The sequence below is a fragment of the Streptomyces sp. NPDC056734 genome, assembly GCF_042790455.1.
In the GTDB taxonomy this organism is placed as follows: Bacteria; Actinomycetota; Actinomycetes; order Streptomycetales; family Streptomycetaceae; genus Streptomyces.
Genome location: NZ_JBHTZD010000019.1, coordinates 44,679 through 65,062, shown reverse-complemented (window position 1 = coordinate 65,062; position 20,384 = coordinate 44,679). Strand labels below are relative to the sequence as shown.

Here is a 20,384-nt window from a genome sequence, read left to right as displayed (position 1 = left end):
ACCCAACCGGCTGCCGCCGCGTCTGACGGGCAGAGGGAACGGAAGGAAGGGTGGTACAGCAGTGACCCAGAGGGGCGGGACCGGCGGCGGGGTCGGCGGCGGAACGGCGGGGACGCCCGTCGCCGGGGCGCAGGCCGTGCAGCGGGCCCTTGACGTCCTGCACTGCTTCCATGACAACGCGCCCGACCTCAGCGCCTCGGAGATCTCCCGCAGGCTCGGGCTCTCACCGTCGACGGCCCACCGGCTGGCCCGCACGCTCCAGGGCGCCGGCTTCCTGGAGCAGGATCCTCGTACGGCCCGCTACCGGCTCGGTCCGGCGGTCACGGAGCTGGGGAGGCTGTCGTACCACCAGCGGGGCCTGCACCTGGCGTCCCCCGAGCTGACGGATCTGGCCCGGCGTACCGGCGCGACCGCGGACCTGGCGCTGCGCAGCGGCCCGCACGCGGTGATCGTGGCGGGCGGCTCGGTCACGCCGAAAGTGGGGCTGCGCCGCCCGCTGCACTCGACGGCGCTGGGCAAGGTGCTGCTGGCCTGGCCGCGTCCCGGGGAGAGCGGTGCGGAGTCGCTGCCGCCGCTGCGGGCGTTCACCGAGCGCACGATCGTCGACCGGGCGGCGCTGGCCGCCGAGCTGGAGCAGGTGCGCGCCCAGCACTTCGCGATCAACGACGGTGAGTCCGCCCAGGGCGTCCGCACCCTCGCGGTCCCGGTCCTCGACCATCTGGGAGCCGCCCGCTTCGCCGTCGCCCTGCGCGGCACGCCGGAACTGATCACCGCCGATCGCTTCGACTGGTTCCTCACCCAGGCCACGACCTGCGCCCACGCACTGGCGGTGCTGCTGCTTCCGCCGTCGCAGCGGGGTGGGGCGGCGGAGCGCTGACGGCGGAGCCGAATCCGGCATCGCCATCGCCATCGCCATCGCCATCGCCATCGCCATCGGGTGAACTGTCCCGGTTGACGCGTCTGTGCCCCGGCGCTACCGTGCCTAGAACATTGATTCTAGAATATCTATTCTAGACACGACGGTGAGGAGCCGACATGATCGGACAACCGCCCGCGGAGTCGGCGCTCCTCGGTGCGCCCGCAACCGCCCCGGCGCCCTCGGTGCTGTGGAAGGCGTTCCGGGTCCTCGGGGTGTTCAGCCACGGCCGGCGGGTGCTGACCCTGGCGCAGATCGTGCGGCGCAGCGGGCTGCCGAAGTCCACGGCGCACCGCGTGCTCGCCATGCTGGTCGAGGTCGGAGCCGTGGAACAGCACCGCGACGGATACCGCATGGGGCTGCGTATGTTCACCCTCGGCGCCATGCCGCCGGAGGTGGCTCTGCGGGACGCCGCGCTGGTGCATCTGGAGGAGCTGCACCGGGTGACCGGGCAGACCCTGCACCTGGCGATCGTGCGCGAGGGGAACTCGGTCTATCTGGAGAAGCTCCGCAGCCGCAGGTGCGCACCTTCCCCCGCCGTGGTCGGCGGGCGGCTGCCGGCCCACTGCACCGCGATCGGCAAGGCCGTGCTGGCGTTCTCGGAGGACCGGGTGGTGGCCGATGCGCTGGCCCGGCCGCTGGAGCGCCGCACGGCCCATTCCCTGGCGTCGGCGGACGGGGTGCGTGAGCAACTGGCCGTCATCAGGAGTGACGGTTTCGCGGTGGACCGGGAGGAAGCGGTCGAGGGACTGGCGTGTGTGGCGGTCCCGGTGCTCTTCCAGGACCGTGCCGTCGCGGCCGTATCGGTCGGCTTCGCCTCGTCGGCGGGCACCGGCCGGGTCCTCGTCAACGCGCTCCGGCAGACCGCCGGGGCCATCTCCCGCTCGCTGCTGTCCTGCTCGGCCGGACTTCTGCTCACGAGCGGTGAGTAGGCTGGCCGGTATGGGTACGAGCAGGGCCGGCCACGGCTCCAGCAGGGACCGGATCCTGGACGCCGCCGAGACGCTGTTCAGCACACGGGGCTACGCGGATGTCACCATCAGCCAGGTCTGCCGGGAGTCGGGACTCCCGGTCGGTTCGATCTACCACCACTTCACCAACAAGTTCGGGCTCCTGTCGGCCGTCGTCGAACGCGCCTCCGTCGAATTCTTCGACGCCATGCCCGTACCGGGCGAACTGCCCGGGGATCCCCTGGAGCGGCTCGGCGCCTACTACGACGGGGCCGTGGACGTCATCTCCGACCGGGTACGGCTCATGCGGCTGATGTACCTCCTGCGTCTCCAGGAGCACAACGACGGACAGATCGAGTCCTTGGTGCGGGAGGCCAACGACCGCGTGCGGGCCGAGCTGGCCGCCGCGATCGAGCCGGTCACCCTCGGCTGCGGTGTTCCCGACGCGGAGGCCCTCGCGAAGGAACTGGCGGAGCTGACCCTGTCGTTCACCGCCGGTCTCGTGGTCTTCACCGATGACAGGGGTGACCATCTCCGGACCGGCCTGCGTCGACTGCGTCAGCTCGTCCTGGGGGTCATCGCCGAGAGCGCCACCGAACAGTCAGCGGGCCTTCGCCGATAGCCGGGATTCCCCCTCGGCGGTCGGGGCGCCCTTATCGGCGCCACCCACATCCCTACGGGCGGACGGGGCGGGCAGCCCGAAACGGGCCAGGAGCACGACCGCGACGGCCACCAGCGCCCCCGTCCCGAAGAGCACGACGACCGCGTTCTCGTGCGGCGGCCCGTCGCCCGACGTGAAGGCGGCCAGTATCACCGCCACCAGACTGCCCGCCACCGCGCCGCCGATCCAGCGGGCCAGTGTGTTCGCGCTGTTGGCCGTTCCCATCCGCTCCCCCGGTACGGACCCGGCCAGCACCGCCGGGACGGCGGCGTACCCGAGGCTCACCATCACGCCGAGCGCGATGCCCGCCACCACCACCTGGTAGGGCCGGTCGTGGGCCAGGGTGAGCGCCGCGAAACCACCGGCGCCCGCGAATCCGGCGGCGGCCAGGGTGAAGCGGCTGCCGAAGCGGATGACCAGCCGGCCGCCGGCCGGGGCGGCGACCATGGACGCGACGGTGCTCGGCAGCAGATACACCACCGCGGTGGTCAGCGCCGAGGCGCCGAACCCGTATCCCGCCTCCCCGGGCTCGCTGCGGACCAGATGTGTCAGGCCGAGCGTCGCGAGGAACATGACGGCCCCGACCAGCGCCGACAGGAGGTTCGCGACCACGATCGGCCGACGGCGCAGCAGATCCATGGCCAGCAGCGGATCGGGGTGCCCGCGCTCCACTCGTACGAAGAGCCAGAGTACGGCCACGGCTGCCGCGAAAGCGCCGATGACCAGGGGTGAGGACCAGCCCAGGACCGCCCCTCGGGACAGGGGCAGCAGTACCAGCAGCAGGCCCGTGCCCAGCAGGGCGGCACCCGCCATGTCCACCCGGCCGCCGCTGCCGGACACCTCGCGACGCGGTACCAGGAGGGCCACCAGGAGCACCGCGAGCGCGCTCACCGCGGCACAGCACCAGAACAGCGTCTGATAGCCGGGCCGCACCCGGTGCAGCAGACCGGCGGCCGCCAGCCCCATGCCCCCGCCCACGGCGAGCGTTCCCGACAGCAGTGCGACGGCCGGGGTGCGGCGATGCCCGGTCAGCTCCCGGTGCAGCACCGTCACCGCCAGCGGGAACACGGCCCCGGCCGTGCCCTGGAGCGCCCGGCCGAGCAGGAACAGCCAGACCGACGGGGCGAGCGCGGACAGCACGGCACCGGCGGTGAGCACCGCCAGACACCACAGCAGCACACCCCGGCCGCCCCGCAGGTCGGCGATCCGGCCCAGCACGGGAACGGTGACCGCCGAGGTGAGCAGCCCCGCCGTCACGGCCCAGTTGGCGGTGCCGGCGGAGATCCGGAGCTGCTCCGAGAGGTCGGGCAGCACCGGTATGACGACGACGGGTACGGCCCCCGCGACCATCCCGGCGAAGCAGAGCGCGAACTGGGGTCGGCCGGTACGGGCGGGTGGTGGGTCCTGGTGGCTCGGCATGGCGGCACCGTAGGCATCGCGCGCCCTGCGGTGGCCGATCCGTCCCGGCCGCCGGGACGGATCGGCTGAAGGGACGGATCGGCCGACGGGGCGCGGGCGCCGGGCCGGGGGCGGTGGCCGTGGCGATGGCTATGGCGATGGCGGCGATGGTGCCAGTGCGGTGGGGTTCCGGCCACCGGAACGATTCCCGGCCGGCGGGGAGCGGCGGGCCGAGACTGCCAGTCGGTGAAGGCGACGGCGATGACGCCCCCACCGCGTACATCGCGGCCGCCCTTGACCCCGAGGTGACTCCCTCACGTGGAGCGAGCAAATGGAGCGAGGCAAATGAGTACGACGGTCGCCACATCCGAGGTCACGGTGGGGGAATTCTCCCTCCGCCTCAACCGCGCGGGCGAGGGCAACGCGGAAGCCGTTCTCTTCCTGCACGGTTCGGGCCCCGGCGCCACCGGCATGTCCAACTTCGGCGGCACGGTCGGGGCCTTCGCCGACACCTATGACTGTCTGGTCCCCGACCTGGTCGGATGGGGTGACTCCAGCCATCCGGAGAACACGCCGCCCGGCTCCCGGATCCGCCAGAACACCGACGCGGTTCTCGGGCTGCTCGACGAACTCGGCCTCGACCGGGTGCATCTGGTCGGCAACTCACTGGGAGGCGCCCTCGCACTGCACCTGGCGGCCCGCGCCCCCGAGCGGTTCGGCAAGGTCGTCTGCATGGGAGCCGCGGGCGCCGGGAACACGGCCGTACCGACCCCGGCGCTGATGAAACTGATCACCTTCTACGACGACCCCACCCCCCGCGCGATGGCCGAGCTGATCTCCTCCATGCTCCACGACCCCGGGCTGTTCGGCGACCGGCTCGGTGCCATCGCCGAGGAGCGGCTGGCGGCGGCGGTGCGGCCGGAGGTGGAGCGTTCCCACCGGCAGACCTTCGCCAGGGCACCCGGTGGCGGCATCGGACTGCCCGAGACGGCACTGAACCGCATCGGTCACGACGTGCTGCTGGTGCACGGGCGGGAGGACGTGATCGTCCCGCCCGAGGGGAGTCAGTGGTACGCGCGCCGGATCCCCAACGCCCGGATGTACCTGGTCCCGCACTGCGGGCACTGGGCGCAGATCGAGCAGGCCGACCGCTTCGCCGCCGTGGCCCGCGCGTTCCTCGCCGGACTGATCTAGATGTCCGGCGGCCAGAGCGGTCCCACCGAGCAACAGCAAAGGACAGGAACATGAGCATGGTCAGCGCCCTGGGCTATGTCGTCGTACGCGGCCCGCTGGAGCCCTGGCGGCAGTTCGGCACGGAGGTGCTCGGGCTTCAGCCGGGGCATTCCCCGGACTCCGGCACCCTCTTCTTCAGGAACGACGAGCGCGCCTGGCGGCTGGCGGTCGAGGACGGCGAACCGGCCGGTCCGGGGTCCCTCGTCGCACTCGGGCTGGAGGTCAGGTCCGCGGAGGCCCTGGACACCCTCGCCGGGACCCTGCGTTCGGCCGGTGTGGAGGTACGCGAGGACGCGGCGCTGGCCGAGCGGCGGCGTGTCCGCCGGCTGATCGCCTTCCGTGACGGTACGGGCAACGACGTCGAGGCGTACTGGGGCGCGACCGTCGAGAAGAGCGGCTTCGTCTCTCCCCTCGGGGTCACCTTCGTCGCCGGACGGACCCCGTACGGGGAGATCGGGATCGGGCACACCTTCCTGCTGGCCGAGGACGCCGAACAGGCCGCCGCCTTCTACTTGGGTCACCTCGGGTTCCGGCTCTCCGACACGATCGCGTTCGGCCCGCAGTCCGCGCACTTCCTGCACTGCAACCCCCGTCACCACTCGGTCGCGTTCGCCGCGCTGCCGGGCGCCCCGGCGTCAGGGATCGGCCATCTGATGCTGGAGGTCACCACGCTGGAGGCGGTCGGCCACGCACTGGACGCCGTGCACCGGATGGAGGCCCCGGTGCCGATCTCGCTCGGGGAGCACTCCAACGACCGGATGACCTCCTTCTATGTGCGCACCCCGTCCGGATTCGACATCGAGTACGGGTGGAACGGGCGCGTCATCGACGACCGGGACCGGACCGTCCACCACTACGAGTCGCCGAGCACCTGGGGCCACCGCTTCGCGGCCCCGTCCGTGCCCGTGACCGACCGAGCCGCGAGAGGTACGTCATGATCGATGTCAGTGAGCTGGTCCGGCCCGACGAAGGGCTGATCGATCCCAGCATCTACACCGACCCCGAGGTCTACGAACAGGAGCTGGAACAGGTCTTCGCCCGCAGCTGGCTCTTCCTCGCGCACGACAGTCAGCTGCCCAGGGCGGGCAGTTTCGTCCAGGCGTACATGGCGGAGGACCCGGTGCTGGTGGTCCGGCAGCGGGACGGGTCGGTGAAGGCGTTCCTCAACCAGTGCCGCCACCGGGGGATGCGCATCTGCCGCGCCGACGAGGGGGTGGCGCGGGCGTTCACGTGCAGTTATCACGGCTGGGGTTACAACCTGGCCGGTGAGCTGGTCAACGTACCGATGCGGGAGCGGGCGTACCACAACGAGATCGATCCGGCGGAGTGGGGGCCGCGGCCGGTACCGCGGCTGCATCACCACCGGGGCTTCTACTTCGGCACCTGGGACGAGGACGCCCCGCCGTTCGACGCGTATCTGGGTGACATGGCCTGGTACTTCGACGCGATGGCGGACCGCTACGACGAGGGGCTCACGCTGGTTCCGGGCGCCACGAAGTGGGTCATCGACTGCAACTGGAAGTTCGCCGCGGAGCAGTTCTGCAGCGACATGTACCACGTGCCGTTCTCCCACGCGTCCGCGTTCACCGCGCTGGTGGACGACCCCGCCGTGGTCGCCCGGATGACCGAGGCGCAGCTGACGCAACCGGGCCGTCAGTTCTCCGGCAACGGTCACGGCTCGGGTTTCGGGCTCCGCCCCGACATCGTCCCCCATCAGGTGGGCCCCGAGTTCGACGCCTGGCTCGCGGCCAACCGTGAGCGGATCCACGGCCGCCTCGGTGAGCAGCGGGCCCGGAACGTCCACGGCCACAACACGGTCTTCCCTAACTTCTCGTGGCTCGACATCAACAACACCATGCGGGTCTGGCATCCGCGCGGGCCGGGGCAGATGGAGGTGTGGGCCTGGACGTACGTCCCCAAGGGGGCGCCCGAGGAGGCCGTGCGGGAGATCCGGCAGGCCACCATCCGTACGTTCAGCCCGGCCGGGGTCTTCGAGACCGACGACGGGGAGAACTGGACCGAGATCCAGCAGGTCCTGCGCGGACACATGGCCCGCAGAACCCTGCTGAACGCACGGATGGGCCTCGGCCATGAGAAGCACGGCACCGACGGCATGCCCGGCCGGGTCACCGACGACATGTACAGCGAGATGGCGGCGCGGGGCATGTACCGCCGCTGGGCCGACCTCATGTCCGGGCTGACCTGGCAGCAGATCGCCGAGCTGGACCGGAGCAGACAGCGGGAGGAAGGGGTGCGGACACCATGACCACCACCACGGCAAGAACGCGCACACCGGTGAGCGCGCCGGTGCAGCACGAGATCGAGCAGTTCCTCTACCTGGAGGCCGAACTCCTCGACGACCAGCGGTTCGGCGAGTGGCTGGAGCTGTTCGCCGACGATACGCACTACTGGCTGCCGACCCGGATGACCCGGACCGTCCGGGAGCGGGACATCGAGGTCTGTGGCCCGGACGGCGCCGCCTTCTTCGACGACGACAAGGCGTTTCTGACCGGACGGGTACGGCGCCTGGCGTCCGGCCGGTCCTGGTCCGAGGAACCACCGTCGCGGACCCGTCGGCTGATCACCAACATCCGTGCCGCCGACCTGGGCGACGGCCGCTTCGAGGTACGGGCCAACTTCCATGTGCTGCGCAGCCGGAGCGAGCGCCACCACGACACCTTCTTCGGTGAGCGCACCGATGTACTGCGCCGGGTGTCCGGGGCGGCGGGGTTCCAGGTGGCCCGCCGAAAGATCGTGCTCGACACCACCACCCTGCTGGCACCGAGCCTGAGCGTGTTCCTGTGAGCGGGCACACCGAGGCACCGTGGATCCGTGCCTGCCGGGTCGACGAACTCCCGGACGAGCAGGCGGTACGGCTGGACACCACACCTCCCGTGTCGGTGTTCCGGTCCGGCGACGAGTTCTTGTGCGTCGACGACACGTGTACCCACGAGGACTTCTCGCTCGCTGACGGCTGGGTGGAGGAGGCCGCCGTCGAGTGTCCGCTGCATCTGGCCAGGTTCTGCCTGCGCACCGGCGCGGCGCTGTCCGCACCCGCGTTCCGGCCGCTCAGGACGCACGAGGTCCGGGTCGAGGGCGGCGATATCCAGGTACGCCTCGCCCGGCAGCCGCCCGGGGCGGTCGCGGGTGCGTCCGGGGAGGGGGCATGTGATGGGGTGGCTTGAGGGGGCGTCGGTACTCGTCACCGGAGGGGCGTCCGGTCTCGGCCGTGCCGTCGTGGAACGCTTCGTGGCCGAGGGCGCGCGCGTGGTCGTCCTCGACCGCTCCGGGCACCGGCTCGGCGAACTCTCCGCGGCTCTGGGTGACGCGGTCCGTACGGTGCCGGGTGATGTGACGTCGTACGAGGACAACGCGCGCGCGTGCGCGGTCGCCGAGGAGGAGTTCGGCGGCCTGGACACCTTCGTCGGCAACGCCGGGCTGTGGGACTTCTGCCGGACGCTCACCGACACACCGGCCGATGTGCTGTCCAGTGGCTTCGACGAGCTGTTCGCGGTCAATGTCAAGGGGTATCTGCTGGGGGCGAAGGCGGCGGTGCCGCTGCTGCGCAGGTCCGGGGGCAGCATCGTCTACACGCTCTCCAACGCCGCCCTCCACCCGGGTCCCGGAGGGGGCGCGGTCTATACGGCGTCCAAGCACGCGGGGCTCGGGCTGGTCCGGCAGCTGGCCTATGAACTGGCCCCGGCGATCCGGGTGAACGCGGTCGCGCCGGGCGTGATGGCGACCGGCCTCAGCGGGCCGCGGGCCATGGGGCTGGCGGACACATCCATCACCCGGGAGCTGCCCGTCGACCGCATCGCCTCCGAGCACACCGCGCTCAAGGTGGTGGTACGGCCCGAGGACGCCGTCGGACCCTATGTACTCCTCGCGGCGAAGGAGTCGGCGTCCACGACCGGGACGGTGATCGACATCAGCACGGTCGGTGTTCCGCCCCGGCCCGCCGGCCCCTGACGGGGGACCCATGACCGTACAGCCCGTTGCCGGTGCGTCGGCAACGGGCTGTACGGTTACGGGGGTCGCGAGGTCACTTCCCTGTCCGTACGGAGACCCGCCCGAGGCCGGTGATATGCGCGGTGAGGCTCTGTACGGGGCCCAGCCCGGTCATCGGACCCAGCGCACCGGTCAGCACGATGTCGCCCGCACGCAGGGGGGTGCCCAGCGCGCCGAGGGTGTCCGCCAGCCAGACGGCGGCCGTGAGCGGGTGGCCCAGACAATCGGTTCCTCTGCCCTTTGAGACGGTCTCACCGTGGCGGGTCAGGGTCATGGCGCAGCTGCGCAGGTCCACGGCGGTGAGCGGCACGGGGACCGTGCCCAGCACGAAGGCGCCTGAGGAGCCGTTGTCGGCGACGGTGTCCACCAGAGTGATGTCCCAGCCGGCGATGCGGCTGTCGACGATCTCCAGGGCGGGCAGCGCGAAGGCGGTGGCCCGGATGACATCGGCGACCGTGTGCCGCCCGAGATCCAGGTCCCGGTCAAGGACGAGGGCGACTTCCGCCTCCACCCGTGGCGCGATGAAGGCGCCGGGGTCGAGTTCGGCTCCGTCGGCGTATGCCATGTCCGCGAAGAGGGTGCCGAAGTCGGGCTCGGAGACGCCGAGTTGGCGTTGCACCGCCGCGGAGGTGAGGCCGATCTTGTAACCGACCCGGCGACGCCCCTCGGCCACCCAGCGTTCGGTGTTCCGGCGCTGCACGGCGTAGGCGGCGGCCGCGTCGGCGCCGGGGAGTTCGTCCCGTACGGGCGCGACGGCCACGCCGGTGCGGTGTGCCTCGTGGAGACGGGCCGCGACATTGTTGATGAGTTCGTCGGCGGGCTGCTCGGTCACGGTGTTTCCTCTCGTCGGGTTTCCCCGCAGGCGAGGGCGCGCAGGTCGGTGGCGGGTGACACCAGGGCCGGGGCGGCCACGCGGACGCGGCGCTCGATGAGGGTGCGTGCCGCCCGCAGGTCCTTGGGCCGGTTCATTCCCGCGGCGGCGACCAGGACGTCCCGGCGTGTCCAGAAGCCGAGGAAGCCGCCGTCCGCCGCTGCGGGTCCCTCTCGGCGCAGGACGAACTCGTCGTCGGGACAGGGTCGCCCGTACATCTGGAGGGTCTGGCCGTACTGCTCGGAGTAGAAGTACGGCAGCGCACTGTGCGCGCGTCGTACGCCTGCCATGACGGCTCCGGCGACCGCGCCCTGCCGCTGTGCGTTGTCCCAGTGCTCGATACGGCCCCGGGCGGTGAGAAAGGGGTGCGGCTGGTTGGTCACATCACCGGCCGCGAGGATCCAGGGCACGCTGGTGCGACAGTGCTGGTCGACGACTATGCCCCGGTCGCAGCGCACCCCGGCGTGTTCGGCGAGGGCGGTGTCGGGGCGCACGCCGACGCCGACCACGACGGTCGCCGCGGACAGCACCTCGCCGGTGGTGAGCCGGACCCCGGTGACCTCTCCCGAGCCGACGAAGGCGGCCACGGAGACTCCGGTACGCAGCCGGACCCCGGCCCTGCGGTGCAGGTCGGTCACCCGTTCCGCCAGTACGGTCCCGAGCGGACCCGCCAGCGGTTGGGGACCCAGTTCGGTGACGGTGACGTCCAGACCGGCCTCGCGGGCGACGGCCGCCACCTCCAGGCCGATGAAGCCGCCGCCGACCACGACCAGCGGGCCTCCGCACCGCAGTCGTGCCGCCAGGACTCGGGCGTCCCGCGCGTCGCGCAGGGTGACCACGCCGGTGAGTCCCGCGCCGGGGACCGGCAGGGTGAGCGGGACGACCCCGGTGGCCAGGAGCACCCGGTCGGCGTGGAGTGTCCGCCCGTCGTCCAGCACCACGGCCCGGCTCTCGGGTTCCAGGGCCAGGACCCGGGTGCCCAGGCGGAGGGTGACGCGCTGTTCGGCGTAGACGGACGCCGGGACGATGGGCCGCGCGAGGGCCTGGTCTCCGTCCGCGATCGCCTTGGACAACGGCGGTCGCTCGTACGGGAGATCGCCCCCGGCCTCCACCACCGTCACCTGTCCCTGGAATCCGTGCTGCCGCATGGACAGCGCGGCGGCGATCCCGGCCGCGCTGCCTCCGACGACGACATGGTGATGCGCTGTGCCGTCCACATGTACCTCCGCTCTCTTCCCGCTCTCCCATGGGCGGAAAGCCGCAAGACTAGGAGTGGACGCCGGGCCGGACGGTCGCGCGTTCCGGCGGCCGGAACACCGACCCACCATGGTCCTGCGCGCCGAACCCGGCCTGGAGCCGGTCCCCCGGTGTGGACCGGCCCGGCCGCGGATCCGGTGTCCTGGCTCATGCCGTGACGGTGAGGGTGTCCGGCGGGATCAGTCGTCGGTGTAGTGGAAGCGGACCCGACTGCCGAGCCAGACCGTGCGGGTGGTCTCCAGGAGGCGGCCGTCGTCGAGGCGGGAGACGGTCCAGACGACGAAGAGCGGGGCGTCGAGGGTGGCGTTGAGGAGTTCGGCCTCGTCGGAGGTGGCGGCGCCCACTTCGAGGTAGTTGGCGGCGGTGGCGGGGGTGAGCCCGTAGCCCTCCTGGAGGGTACGGGAGAGGGAGCCGTCCATGAGGGTGCGGCGGGACAGGCGGGGGGTGAGTGCCTGGACGACCCAGGAGTCGGTGATGCCGATGGCCCGGTGGTCCACGACATGCAGGCGCTTGAGGTGGACCCGCTTGGCCGCCGCCTCCTCTGGGGTGATGAGTTTGGTCAGCTCGTACGGCTCGGGCACCGCGGGCTCGTCACGCAGATGGACGGAGCGCGCGCTCTGGCCCGCGGCGGCGAAGCGGTCCCGCCACGGGGTGCGCAGGCCGAAATTGTGCTGGACCGGTTCGGGACGGTCCGCGACGAAGGTGCCCGAACCCTGCCGGCGCTCGACATAGCCGTCCGCGGCCAGGCCGCCCAGTGCCTGCCGGATGGTGATCCGGCTGACTCCATAGATCTCGGACAGCTCGCGCTCGGTGGGGAGTTGATACCCTGCCGGCAGTTCCTGGTCGATCTGCCGGCGCAGATCGCGCTGCACCTGGGCCCACGCGGGCATGGGTGAGCGCTTGTCGACGGGCCGGGCGAAGGTACGTACCGGATCGGTCGTCGGGACACGGGCGACGGACACGGGCGACAACTCCCCATCGGCTCTTTGCGGGCCGGCGGCACGCGGCAGCGCAATTGGTGCTGATGTTATCACCTAACAGCCCGTGCCGCGCACCACGGCAGGCTCAGACGTCGAGCTTGATGTGGCCGGCGTCCATGTTCACCGCCCCGCCCCGGAACGGCGGGCGTCCCCAGCGGGCGGCGGCACCGGCCGCGAACCAGGTACCGGCGACGGCGGTGGCGAGTTCACGCACCAGCCAGGCGTCCGGGGTACCGGCGGTCACCGGGGTACCGGTGGGCGGTTGGTCGGCCGCCGTTCCGGTGGCGGACAGATCGATCTGGCGGACGGTCTGCCCGGTCGAGCGCAGCGCCTCGGCGAGGCGGTCGAACCGGGCGCGGCCCTGGGAGCCGATCAGTTGCAGGGTCAGATGGGCCTGCGGGCCGATGAAGTAGTCGACGTGACCGCTCTCCTCCAGCGGCACATTGCGTGCCGCGAGCCCGCACGCCTCGATCAGCTTGAGCACCCAGAAGTCCGCCCCGCTGCGCAGCTCCGGCAGCGACAGGACCGAGATCGCGTCCGGGGCTTCGGCGGGCAGCCCGGCCAGCCCGGCGGTGACGAGATCCCGTACCCCGTCCAGGGTGGTCGCCAGGGCGGTCCCGACCGGTGCGGTGTCGACGCCGCAGACCGCGGCCACGCCCTGGGCGAGCATCACATGGCCCGCGCAGGGCACCTGCTCGTCCAGCCGCAGGGTCGGTACCAGTTGCACGGCGTCCGCGCTGTCCGCGAGCGGCGAGGACGGCTGGGAGGTGATCGCGACGGTTCGCATCCCGGCGTCGCGGGCCAGCCGCAGTGCCCGGACCGTGGCGCCCGAGGTGCCGGAGTGGGAGATGCCGACAACGGTGTCGCACGCCGCGGGCAGGGTCGCGCTCCAGGTGAGGTCGCCGGCCGACAGCGCGCGATGACCGAAGGCGGTGGCGAGCAGCGCCGAGGCGAGCGAGTCGCCCGAGCCGGTGAACACCGCCCGCGCCAGGTCCGGGACGGCCGCGGTCACCAGCGGTGCGGAATCGAGCAGCGCGGCTTTCAGGGCTCCACTCAGCCGGGCGGGGTCCGCGGATTCGGTGCGGTCCATGGGTCAGGGCTCCTTGCGTACGGTGATATCGGGAAACGGTCGGCTGAACGGGGTGGCCGCGGCCAGGGCCTCGTGGCCCCAGCCGGACAGGGCGACCCGGGCCACGCTGGTGCCGAACACGGCGGCGTCCACGGGCCCGGCGCCCGCCGCGAGGGCGGCGACGACCGCGGCGGCGGAGGAATCCCCCGCGCCGGTGGTCTCCACCACCTCGACGGCGGGGTCGTGCACGGACCAGGCTCCGTCGGCGGTGACGACGTAGCCGCCCTCGGCGTCGAGCCGGGCCACCACCGGCAGCCGCAGCGCGGCCGCCAGGCCGCGGGCGGCGCGGCGCGGGTCCGGGTCCAGCAGGGTCAGTTGCACCCGGCTGGGGAGCAGGACGGTTCGCGGCGTGACCACCTCGCGCAGGTAGTCCAGGCCCGTGGCGGCGACCAGGTCCTGGTGCGGGTCGAGACCGACCCACACCGCCGCGCCGCTCGGCGGCCTCTCCGCGGGCGAGGAGGCGACCAGCCCGTCGAGGCCGTCGTAGAAGACGTCCGGCGCGGCGGGCAGGTGGTCGTCGTCCGGATCCGGCAGCTCCGGCTGTTCCAGTTCGGTGCCGCCGGGCGCGTGCTGGCGGACGATGCGCCGCCCGAGCGCGGAGTTCAGGATCCACAGCCGCGGCACCTCGGGGACCGGGACGCAGGCGCTCCTGTCGACTCCGTATGTGTCGAAGAGCTGTGCGAACCGTGGGTCGTCGTCCGGCAGTGGACAGCTGACCCGTACCTGTGTCCCGGCGACCAGCCGGGCGCCGAGGGCGGCGAACAGGGCCGGGCCGCCGGGGCACGAGAAGCGCGCCCCGGCCTGCTCGGCGACCAGGTGGTCGACGGACAGTCCCGCGTGGATGCCGACCAGGGTCACGGGGTGAACCGGGAGAAGGCATAGCGGACGGTGCGATCGCGCGGGCCGTCCAGTTCGAGCAGGTAGACGCCCTGGCTGTGGCCGATCGCCAGCTCGCCGTCGATCACCGGCAGGGTGAGCGACTGCGCGCCGAACACACACCGCACATGGGCGGCGGCGTCCTGCGGTCCGTCGTGCAGGTGGACGAACGGGCGGCCGACCGGCACCTGCTGCTCGATGAACAGCCGGATGTCGTGCAGCGTGGTCCCGTCCACGCCGGAGTTGAGGATCAGCGTGCAGGTGGTGTGCGGGATGTAGACGGTGAGCGTTCCGTCGCCGAGACCGGCCGGCACTGCGGCTCTCAGCCGCGGGGTGACGTCGAGGAATCCGACGGGTGCGGCGAAGCCCTCCGCGGGCTTCGTGTTCACGTCGAAGCTCGACCACTTGCCGATCGTGGGGGTGCTCATCTTCATGCCTTTCGGTGGTGTGCTGACTGAAATGGGGGGTCTGGATGTGGTGGTGGGGGGGTGTGGTGGGCGTGCCGGAGTGGGGCCCCGGCCCGCCGGGGGGGGGGTCGTGCGGCTCGGATCGTGCGCTAGGCGGCCCGCGTGAGGTGTTGGATCCGTACCCCGTCGGCCGCGACGGCGCCGCGCTCGACGAGGAAGCCGGCGCCGCCGCCCAGGGAGTCGGGGGCGGTGCCGGTGAGCAGGGTGGCGCCGTCCACGAGGAGTTCGAGGTGGGTGCCGAGGCAGCGCAGTTCGACCGCGTAGGTGCGGTCCCGCTCGTAGGCGAACGCCGTCTCGGCCAGCACGTGGCGGTCCCCGTCGTGCTGGTGGATCAGCTGGAGCCGGTCCGAGCCGGTGAGGATCCCGGCGCAGAAGCGGCGGTGCCCGCGGCTGCGGACGACCAGGCCCGCCGTGTCGTGGAGGGACGGGGTGAGCCGGCTGGCGATGGCGTAGTCGGTCCAGTCCCGGGTGCCCGTGGTGACGACCCCGAGCGGGTCCGGGTGCGAGACGGAGTAGGTGGCGGCGAAGTCGGCCTCGAAGTTCTTCGCGGAGCTGACCCAGGGGGCGAGGGTCTGGGGTGTGGTGTCCCAGATCGAGGAGAGCAGGATGCCGGACTGCTCGAAGCGTTGGGGCGCTCCGCGCCAGTCGAGTCGGTGGACGAGTGCCTCGGTCGCGCTGCCGGGCATCGCGGTGAAGGCGAAACCGGCCCGGAAGGGTACGAGGTTGCCTTCCGCCGGTATCTGCCAGCTCACCGTCCGGGGAGCGCCGCCGAGGGCGTACGGCGGCCCGTAGTGGGTGGCTATGCCGTCGCCGCCGGTGGCTATGCCGTCGCCGTCGCGGAACAGGACGTACGGGCGGATGGTCACGCCGTCTCCGGCGGCGGACACCTGGGCGGTCATCGTCTGGCCGGGGTAGAGGGAGGGGCTGGCGACGGTGGAGAAGTCGCCGCCGTCCTGTTCCGGGTCGAGGAAGGTGGGCGTCGACACATGGGCCGCCGTCTGCCCGGCGCCGGTGAAGCGGATCCGGAGGGCGTCCTGGCCGCCGGCGTCGTTCGTGTTGCCCACTCGCACCGGCACCGTGTCGTCCCGGTGGCGGGGGCAGGCGGTGAAGCCCTGCACGGAACCCCGGTAGGCGAAGGTGAAGCGGGCGGGAGCGGGCCTTGCCGGGCGTCCGGCCAGTGTGCGGGCGGAGGCGCGGATGCGGTCGGTCTCCCGGGTCGCGTCGCTGACGCACTCCCCGCCGTCGGCGGTGACGACCAGCAGCCGGTCGGCGACCGGTGTTCTGAGGTCGACGCCGGTGCGCAGTGCGTCGAGCCCGAGCCGTACGCCGTTGAGGCAGCCCACGGTTCCGGCGTTGCTGTCGGTGTCGAAGCCCACCGAGGAGGCGATCATCACCGAGCGGTGGAAGTCGTCGCCGCCGCCGAGCAGCGCGCCGAGCGACATCGCCAGGTTGGGCAGTGCGTGGCAGGGGCCGGGGTAGGCGGCGTATCCGTAGCGGGCGTCCACCCAGTGGCGGAGATCGCGCCAGTCCTGGTCCGGTGAGCAGTGGGCCCGGACGTCGTCGAGGAGTTCACGGACCGCCGGGGTCCGGATGAAGGGGGTCGCGGCGTCCAGCAGCCGCCCGAGGTCGCTGTCGGTGAAGGCCAGTGCCCGCATCGCGGCCAGCAGCCCGGCGCAGTCGAGCGCGTGACCGTCGTGGCTGACGCTGGCCGCGGCCCGGGTCAGGGCCACGGCGTGCTCGGGGTCGCCGGGGCACATCAGGCCGAACGCGTCGCTGAAGATCTGCGCGCCGATCTGCTCGGCGAGCGTGCTGCCGTTCTGGGCGGCGCTGCCGCTGCGGGGCGCCGGTATGCCGCGGCGCAGGTTCAGGTAGGCGGTGTGTTCGGTCGATCTGCCCATGCCGCCCCACCACAGGATGGTGCGGTCCTCGATGACGTAGTTGAGCCAGGTGTCGCCGACCAGGGCGGGTTCTATCGGGCGGCCGGGGTTGTCCAGGACGACGCGGGCGAAGGCCAGGGTCCCGGAGATGTCGTCGTCCGCGACGATCAGCGGGGCGCCGAGTTCCTCGTTGACGTACCGGTCCACCTGGCCGAACCGGCTGATGATGTCCGGGTAGGGCCAGCCCTCCACCGGGCGGCCGAGGTAGACGCCGATGATCTTGCCGAGGACGCCGGCGTAGACGCGCTCGGCGAACAGGTCGGCGGCGACGTCCGGCTCGGCGGGGTGCGCGGGCGGAGCCGCGGGAGTGTGCCTCATCCCTTGACCGCGCCGTTCGCCATGCCGTCCACGACGTAGCGCTGGAGGGCCACGAAGACGCCGAGCACCGGCAGGATGAGGATGAGGGCGCCGGCCATCATGGCGCCGATCTGGGTGGAGAAGGTGCCGTTCATCGACAGGAACCCCAGGGTCGCCGTCTGCTGGGACGGATCGTGCAGGAAGGTCGAGGAGATCAGGAAGTCGTTCCAGGCGTTGAGTCCCACGATGACCCCCACGGTGATCAGACCGGGGCGTACCACCGGCAGCAGGACCCGCCAGACCAGCTGGAAGATGCCCGCGCCGTCGACCACTGCCGCCTCCTCCAGTTCCTTGGGAACATTGAGGAAGAAGGTGCGCATCAGAAACGTCGCGAAGGGCATGTTGATGGCGGCGAGGATGACGCCGACCACGAAGACGTTGTTGAGCAGTCCCAGCTCGGCGACCGCGGCGTACAGCGGGAAGATGAACAGCTGGATGGGCACCGTCATGGCCATCGTCAGATAGACCATGACCGCGGGCCAGACGCGGATCTTCTGTCCGGCGAGCACATAGCCGGCCAGGGACGAGCAGAGCAGGACCACGACGACCGTGGTGCCGGTCAGCAGGACGCTGTTGACGAAGCCGGTGGCGAAGTGGCCGTACTCCCAGGCGGTGCTGAAGTTGGACCACGAGAACGACTTCGGCAGCGCGAAGGGATTGGCGGTGACCTCGGCGTTGCTCTTGAAGCTGTTGACCAGGACCAGCAGCAGCGGGATCAGCGCGGTGGCGGCGAAGACCAGGAGCACGACATGGGCGGTGGCGCCCTTGAGCAGGGAGTTCAGGGAGTTCGACATGCTTGGGGACTTCGAGGTGCTCGGGGAGTTCGAGGTGCTCGGGGAGGGCCAGGGGTTCAGGGACTTCATGACGAGAGCTGCCTCCTGCTCATCCAGGTGTAGACGCAGGACGCGATCAGCCCGAAGAAGCTCATGATGAGTCCGACCGCCGACGCCTTGCCGAACTGGAACGCCGCGAACGCGAAGGCGTAGGCGTATGTCCCCATGACCTCACTGCCGTGGGCCGGGCCGCCCTGCGTGAGCAGATACACGTAGTCGAAGGCGAGGAAGGAGAAGATCACCGTCATCACGCCCATGAGCATCAGGGTGGACCGGATGCTCGGCAGGTAGACGTGCTTGAACACCTGCCAGGAGTTGGCGCCGTCGCAGATGGCCGCCTCGACCTGGTCCACCGGGGTCTGCCGCAGCGCGCCGAAGTAGACGATGGTGAGGAAGCCCCAGTAGTGCCACATGTCGACCGCGGCGGCCCCGTAGAGGGCCCCGTTCACACTGGACAGGGGGGAGTCGATGCCCAGGACCCCGATGACACCGCCGTAGGGGTTGTAGATGATGCTCAGCCACACCATCGCGTTGACGGCGGGCGCGAGCACATACGGCATCAGGTACACGACCTGGTAGAAGGTCCGCGTCCGGCGCCGGCGAAGGAGCAGCCAGGCGGTCAGGAGCCCGATCACGGCGGGGAGGGTGAGGAAGAGGACGACCCATTTGATGTTATTGCTCAGGGCCGTGGCGAAGACCGGGTCTTCGAGGATGTCCCGGAAGTTCTCCAGGCCCACGAAGTTGGCGTTGTAGCCGATACCGCTCCAGTCGGTGAAGGCGAAGACGGCGGTCAGGATGCCCGGCACCACGACGATCAGACCTGAGAGCAGCAGTGCGGGTGCCACCAGCAGGTAGTTGATGAGGGACTGGCGCCGCCGGTGGGCGGAGCGCCGGGGACGTCCGGAGGGGGGTGTCTGCGCAGTGGGGGCGGCAGTGGCTGCCGTGACGGTCATGATCACCCTCCGTGCGGTCGCGCTGGGACGGGGTAGGGGGTTGCCGGGTGGTTGATGGAGCCGTCTGTCTTGTCAGACGGGTCTCAGGGGGCCAGGCTCACGGGGCTTGTCAGCTCAGGTCGTCAGGCAGGTCTCATGAGGCCGGTTCCGGGACGGGTGGCACAAGGCCCTTGGCCTGCTCGGTCTCGAAGTCCGACTGGACCTTCTCCAGGAAGTCCGACGTACTCTGGGTGCCGAGCCACACACTGTCGATGTCGGTGAAGTCCGCGGCGGTGGCCGGTGGGAAGAAGGTGCCGGCGTAGAAGCCGTAGTTACCGGCCGAGACACCCTCGACGGTGTCCTTCATCGACTGGACGAAACTCTTCGAGAGCCCGGTGTAGTCGGCCGGGTCCAGGTCGAAGTTCTTCAGCGGGACCGCCCAGTAGCCGGGCCAGTCCTTGTTCATCTGCTCGGCGAACGAGTTGCTCATCATGTAGTCGATGACCTCGGCCGCCCCGTCCTTGTTCTGGGAGCTGGCGTTGATGGACAGCGAGGCGGTCGAGCCGAGGGTGTAGCTCGGGTCCGGCAGGCTGGTGTCGACGTTGGGGAAGGGGATGAAGCCCAGGTCGGCGGTGTTCCCGGCGCTGTCGTTGAAGTAGTCGCCGGCGAACTGGTAGGCCAGGGTGGGGCCGATGAAGAAGGGTGACTCACCCTGGGACAGCAACTGCATGGACTCGGTGAAGTCGAGGTTCTGGTAGTCGTCGCCGCCCAGGTACCCCTTCTCGTAGAAGTCGGCGGACTCCGTGACCGCCTGGGCGATCTTGGGGTCGGTCCACTTGATCTTGCCCTGGAGTGCGTCGTAGACGGCCTTGCCGCCCGAGTCATGGGTCAGGAACAGCGAGGCGTAGTTCTGGTTGACCGGCTTCCAGCCCTTGTTCCCGGTGACGGAGGGGTGCAGTCCGTCCGCCGCGGCCTTGTCCATGATGTCCGTCAGCTCGGTGAAGGTGGTGGGCACCGCGACACCCAGCTTGTCCAGAACGTCCTTGTTGTAGAAGACGCCGATGTTCAGCAGGGAGTTCGGCAGCGAGTAGAGCTTGCCGTCGACGGTCCCCGACTCGTACATCGGCTCAAGGATCCGGTCCTGCCAGCCGTATTTCTCGGCGTACGGGGTCATGTCGGCGAGCTTTCCCTCCGCCACGTACGCCGAGGCGAAGGAGGGGCCGGAGCCGTAGACGATGTCAGGTCCCTCATTGGCCGACAGGGCCACCTGGATGTTGGAGTCCACCGCGTTGTTGTACGTGACCTTGAGGTCGTACTCACTCTGCGACTGGTTGAACTCGTCGACCAGCACTGTCTGCATGGTCTTCTGCTGCGCGGGTGAGGCACCCCAGAACCACAGTTCGAGGGTTTTCCGGCCGTCCGCCGAGGTGCTGGAACCGGAACAGGCGGACAGCGCGAGCATGCCGCACGCCAGGCCCACGCCTATCGTCTTCATCCCTGGTCTGGCCATGGATCAACTCTTTCGATCTCAAGTCCGGATGGTGCTTTTCCTTTGTTGCCTGTGCTTTTCCTTTGGTGC

20 protein-coding genes are annotated in these 20,384 nt (G+C 70.9%); 9 read left to right on the top strand and 11 right to left on the bottom strand.

Annotated elements, in window-relative coordinates:
• Positions 1 to 136 precede the first annotated feature (136 nt).
• The 3 genes from ACFRFC_RS27510 to ACFRFC_RS27500 all read left to right on the top strand — a co-directional run bounded on the left by ACFRFC_RS27510 (position 137) and on the right by ACFRFC_RS27500 (position 2,488).
• On the top strand, positions 137 to 877 hold the full coding sequence (locus ACFRFC_RS27510; RefSeq protein WP_382689580.1) for an IclR family transcriptional regulator: 741 nt from the start codon (positions 137 to 139) through the stop codon (positions 875 to 877).
• 158 nt (positions 878 to 1,035) lie between these two features.
• Positions 1,036 to 1,848 (top strand): IclR family transcriptional regulator, encoded by an 813-nt coding sequence (locus ACFRFC_RS27505; RefSeq protein ID WP_382689427.1) that lies wholly within the window; start codon positions 1,036 to 1,038, stop codon positions 1,846 to 1,848.
• A gap of 10 nt (positions 1,849 to 1,858) precedes the next feature.
• Positions 1,859 to 2,488, top strand: a complete 630-nt coding sequence (locus ACFRFC_RS27500; RefSeq protein WP_382689429.1) for a TetR/AcrR family transcriptional regulator — start codon at positions 1,859 to 1,861, stop codon at positions 2,486 to 2,488.
• On the opposite strand, the gene ACFRFC_RS27495 is transcribed toward ACFRFC_RS27500, so the two are convergent.
• A complete protein-coding gene (locus tag ACFRFC_RS27495; RefSeq protein WP_382689431.1) occupies positions 2,468 to 3,946 on the bottom strand; it encodes an MFS transporter in 1,479 nt (492 codons plus the stop codon). The two genes, ACFRFC_RS27500 and ACFRFC_RS27495, sit on opposite strands and share 21 nt — an antisense overlap.
• Positions 3,947 to 4,270: 324 nt before the next feature.
• On the opposite strand from ACFRFC_RS27495, the gene ACFRFC_RS27490 reads away from it, so the two are divergent.
• The 6 genes from ACFRFC_RS27490 to ACFRFC_RS27465 are packed head-to-tail and all read left to right on the top strand — an operon-like array spanning position 4,271 to position 9,127.
• Entirely contained in the window at positions 4,271 to 5,119 is an 849-nt protein-coding gene (locus ACFRFC_RS27490) for an alpha/beta fold hydrolase (protein WP_382689433.1), read from the top strand.
• Positions 5,120 to 5,169: 50 nt separating this feature from the next.
• On the top strand, positions 5,170 to 6,096 hold the full coding sequence (locus tag ACFRFC_RS27485) for a VOC family protein (protein ID WP_382689435.1): 927 nt from the start codon (positions 5,170 to 5,172) through the stop codon (positions 6,094 to 6,096).
• Entirely contained in the window at positions 6,093 to 7,424 is a 1,332-nt protein-coding gene (locus ACFRFC_RS27480; protein ID WP_382689437.1) for an aromatic ring-hydroxylating dioxygenase subunit alpha, read from the top strand. Before ACFRFC_RS27485 ends, ACFRFC_RS27480 begins: the two co-directional genes overlap by 4 nt.
• On the top strand, positions 7,421 to 7,963 hold the full coding sequence (locus ACFRFC_RS27475; protein WP_382689439.1) for an aromatic-ring-hydroxylating dioxygenase subunit beta: 543 nt from the start codon (positions 7,421 to 7,423) through the stop codon (positions 7,961 to 7,963). Before ACFRFC_RS27480 ends, ACFRFC_RS27475 begins: the two co-directional genes overlap by 4 nt.
• A complete protein-coding gene (locus ACFRFC_RS27470; protein WP_382689441.1) occupies positions 7,960 to 8,343 on the top strand; it encodes a bifunctional 3-phenylpropionate/cinnamic acid dioxygenase ferredoxin subunit in 384 nt (127 codons plus the stop codon). The genes ACFRFC_RS27475 and ACFRFC_RS27470 overlap by 4 nt, the downstream gene beginning before the upstream one ends.
• Complete coding sequence (locus ACFRFC_RS27465) at positions 8,330 to 9,127, top strand: SDR family NAD(P)-dependent oxidoreductase (RefSeq protein WP_382689443.1); 798 nt, start codon at positions 8,330 to 8,332, stop codon at positions 9,125 to 9,127. Before ACFRFC_RS27470 ends, ACFRFC_RS27465 begins: the two co-directional genes overlap by 14 nt.
• A 73-nt stretch (positions 9,128 to 9,200) precedes the next feature.
• Here ACFRFC_RS27465 and ACFRFC_RS27460 read toward each other — a convergent pair whose 3' ends face one another.
• The 10 genes from ACFRFC_RS27460 to ACFRFC_RS27415 all read right to left on the bottom strand — a co-directional run bounded on the left by ACFRFC_RS27460 (position 9,201) and on the right by ACFRFC_RS27415 (position 20,315).
• Positions 9,201 to 9,998 (bottom strand): 2-keto-4-pentenoate hydratase, encoded by a 798-nt coding sequence (locus ACFRFC_RS27460; protein WP_382689445.1) that lies wholly within the window; start codon positions 9,996 to 9,998, stop codon positions 9,201 to 9,203.
• A complete protein-coding gene (locus tag ACFRFC_RS27455) occupies positions 9,995 to 11,254 on the bottom strand; it encodes an NAD(P)/FAD-dependent oxidoreductase (RefSeq protein WP_382689447.1) in 1,260 nt (419 codons plus the stop codon). The genes ACFRFC_RS27460 and ACFRFC_RS27455 overlap by 4 nt, the downstream gene beginning before the upstream one ends.
• A 219-nt stretch (positions 11,255 to 11,473) precedes the next feature.
• Positions 11,474 to 12,256 (bottom strand): GntR family transcriptional regulator, encoded by a 783-nt coding sequence (locus ACFRFC_RS27450; RefSeq protein WP_382689448.1) that lies wholly within the window; start codon positions 12,254 to 12,256, stop codon positions 11,474 to 11,476.
• Positions 12,257 to 12,359: 103 nt separating this feature from the next.
• Positions 12,360 to 13,364, bottom strand: a complete 1,005-nt coding sequence (locus ACFRFC_RS27445) for a MurR/RpiR family transcriptional regulator (RefSeq protein WP_382689450.1) — start codon at positions 13,362 to 13,364, stop codon at positions 12,360 to 12,362.
• A gap of 3 nt (positions 13,365 to 13,367) precedes the next feature.
• On the bottom strand, positions 13,368 to 14,261 hold the full coding sequence (locus tag ACFRFC_RS27440) for a PfkB family carbohydrate kinase (protein ID WP_382689452.1): 894 nt from the start codon (positions 14,259 to 14,261) through the stop codon (positions 13,368 to 13,370).
• On the bottom strand, positions 14,258 to 14,707 hold the full coding sequence (locus tag ACFRFC_RS27435; RefSeq protein WP_382689454.1) for a secondary thiamine-phosphate synthase enzyme YjbQ: 450 nt from the start codon (positions 14,705 to 14,707) through the stop codon (positions 14,258 to 14,260). Before ACFRFC_RS27435 ends, ACFRFC_RS27440 begins: the two co-directional genes overlap by 4 nt.
• A 128-nt stretch (positions 14,708 to 14,835) precedes the next feature.
• On the bottom strand, positions 14,836 to 17,001 hold the full coding sequence (locus ACFRFC_RS27430; protein ID WP_382689456.1) for an ADP-ribosylglycohydrolase family protein: 2,166 nt from the start codon (positions 16,999 to 17,001) through the stop codon (positions 14,836 to 14,838).
• Entirely contained in the window at positions 16,998 to 17,834 is an 837-nt protein-coding gene (locus ACFRFC_RS27425) for a carbohydrate ABC transporter permease (protein ID WP_382689458.1), read from the bottom strand. The genes ACFRFC_RS27430 and ACFRFC_RS27425 overlap by 4 nt, the downstream gene beginning before the upstream one ends.
• A 65-nt stretch (positions 17,835 to 17,899) precedes the next feature.
• Positions 17,900 to 18,826 carry a carbohydrate ABC transporter permease gene (locus tag ACFRFC_RS27420; protein ID WP_382689460.1) on the bottom strand — a complete coding sequence of 309 codons (927 nt, stop codon included), beginning with the start codon at positions 18,824 to 18,826 and terminating at the stop codon, positions 17,900 to 17,902.
• Between the two features lie 133 nt (positions 18,827 to 18,959).
• A complete protein-coding gene (locus ACFRFC_RS27415; protein ID WP_382689462.1) occupies positions 18,960 to 20,315 on the bottom strand; it encodes an ABC transporter substrate-binding protein in 1,356 nt (451 codons plus the stop codon).
• Positions 20,316 to 20,384 lie beyond the last annotated feature (69 nt).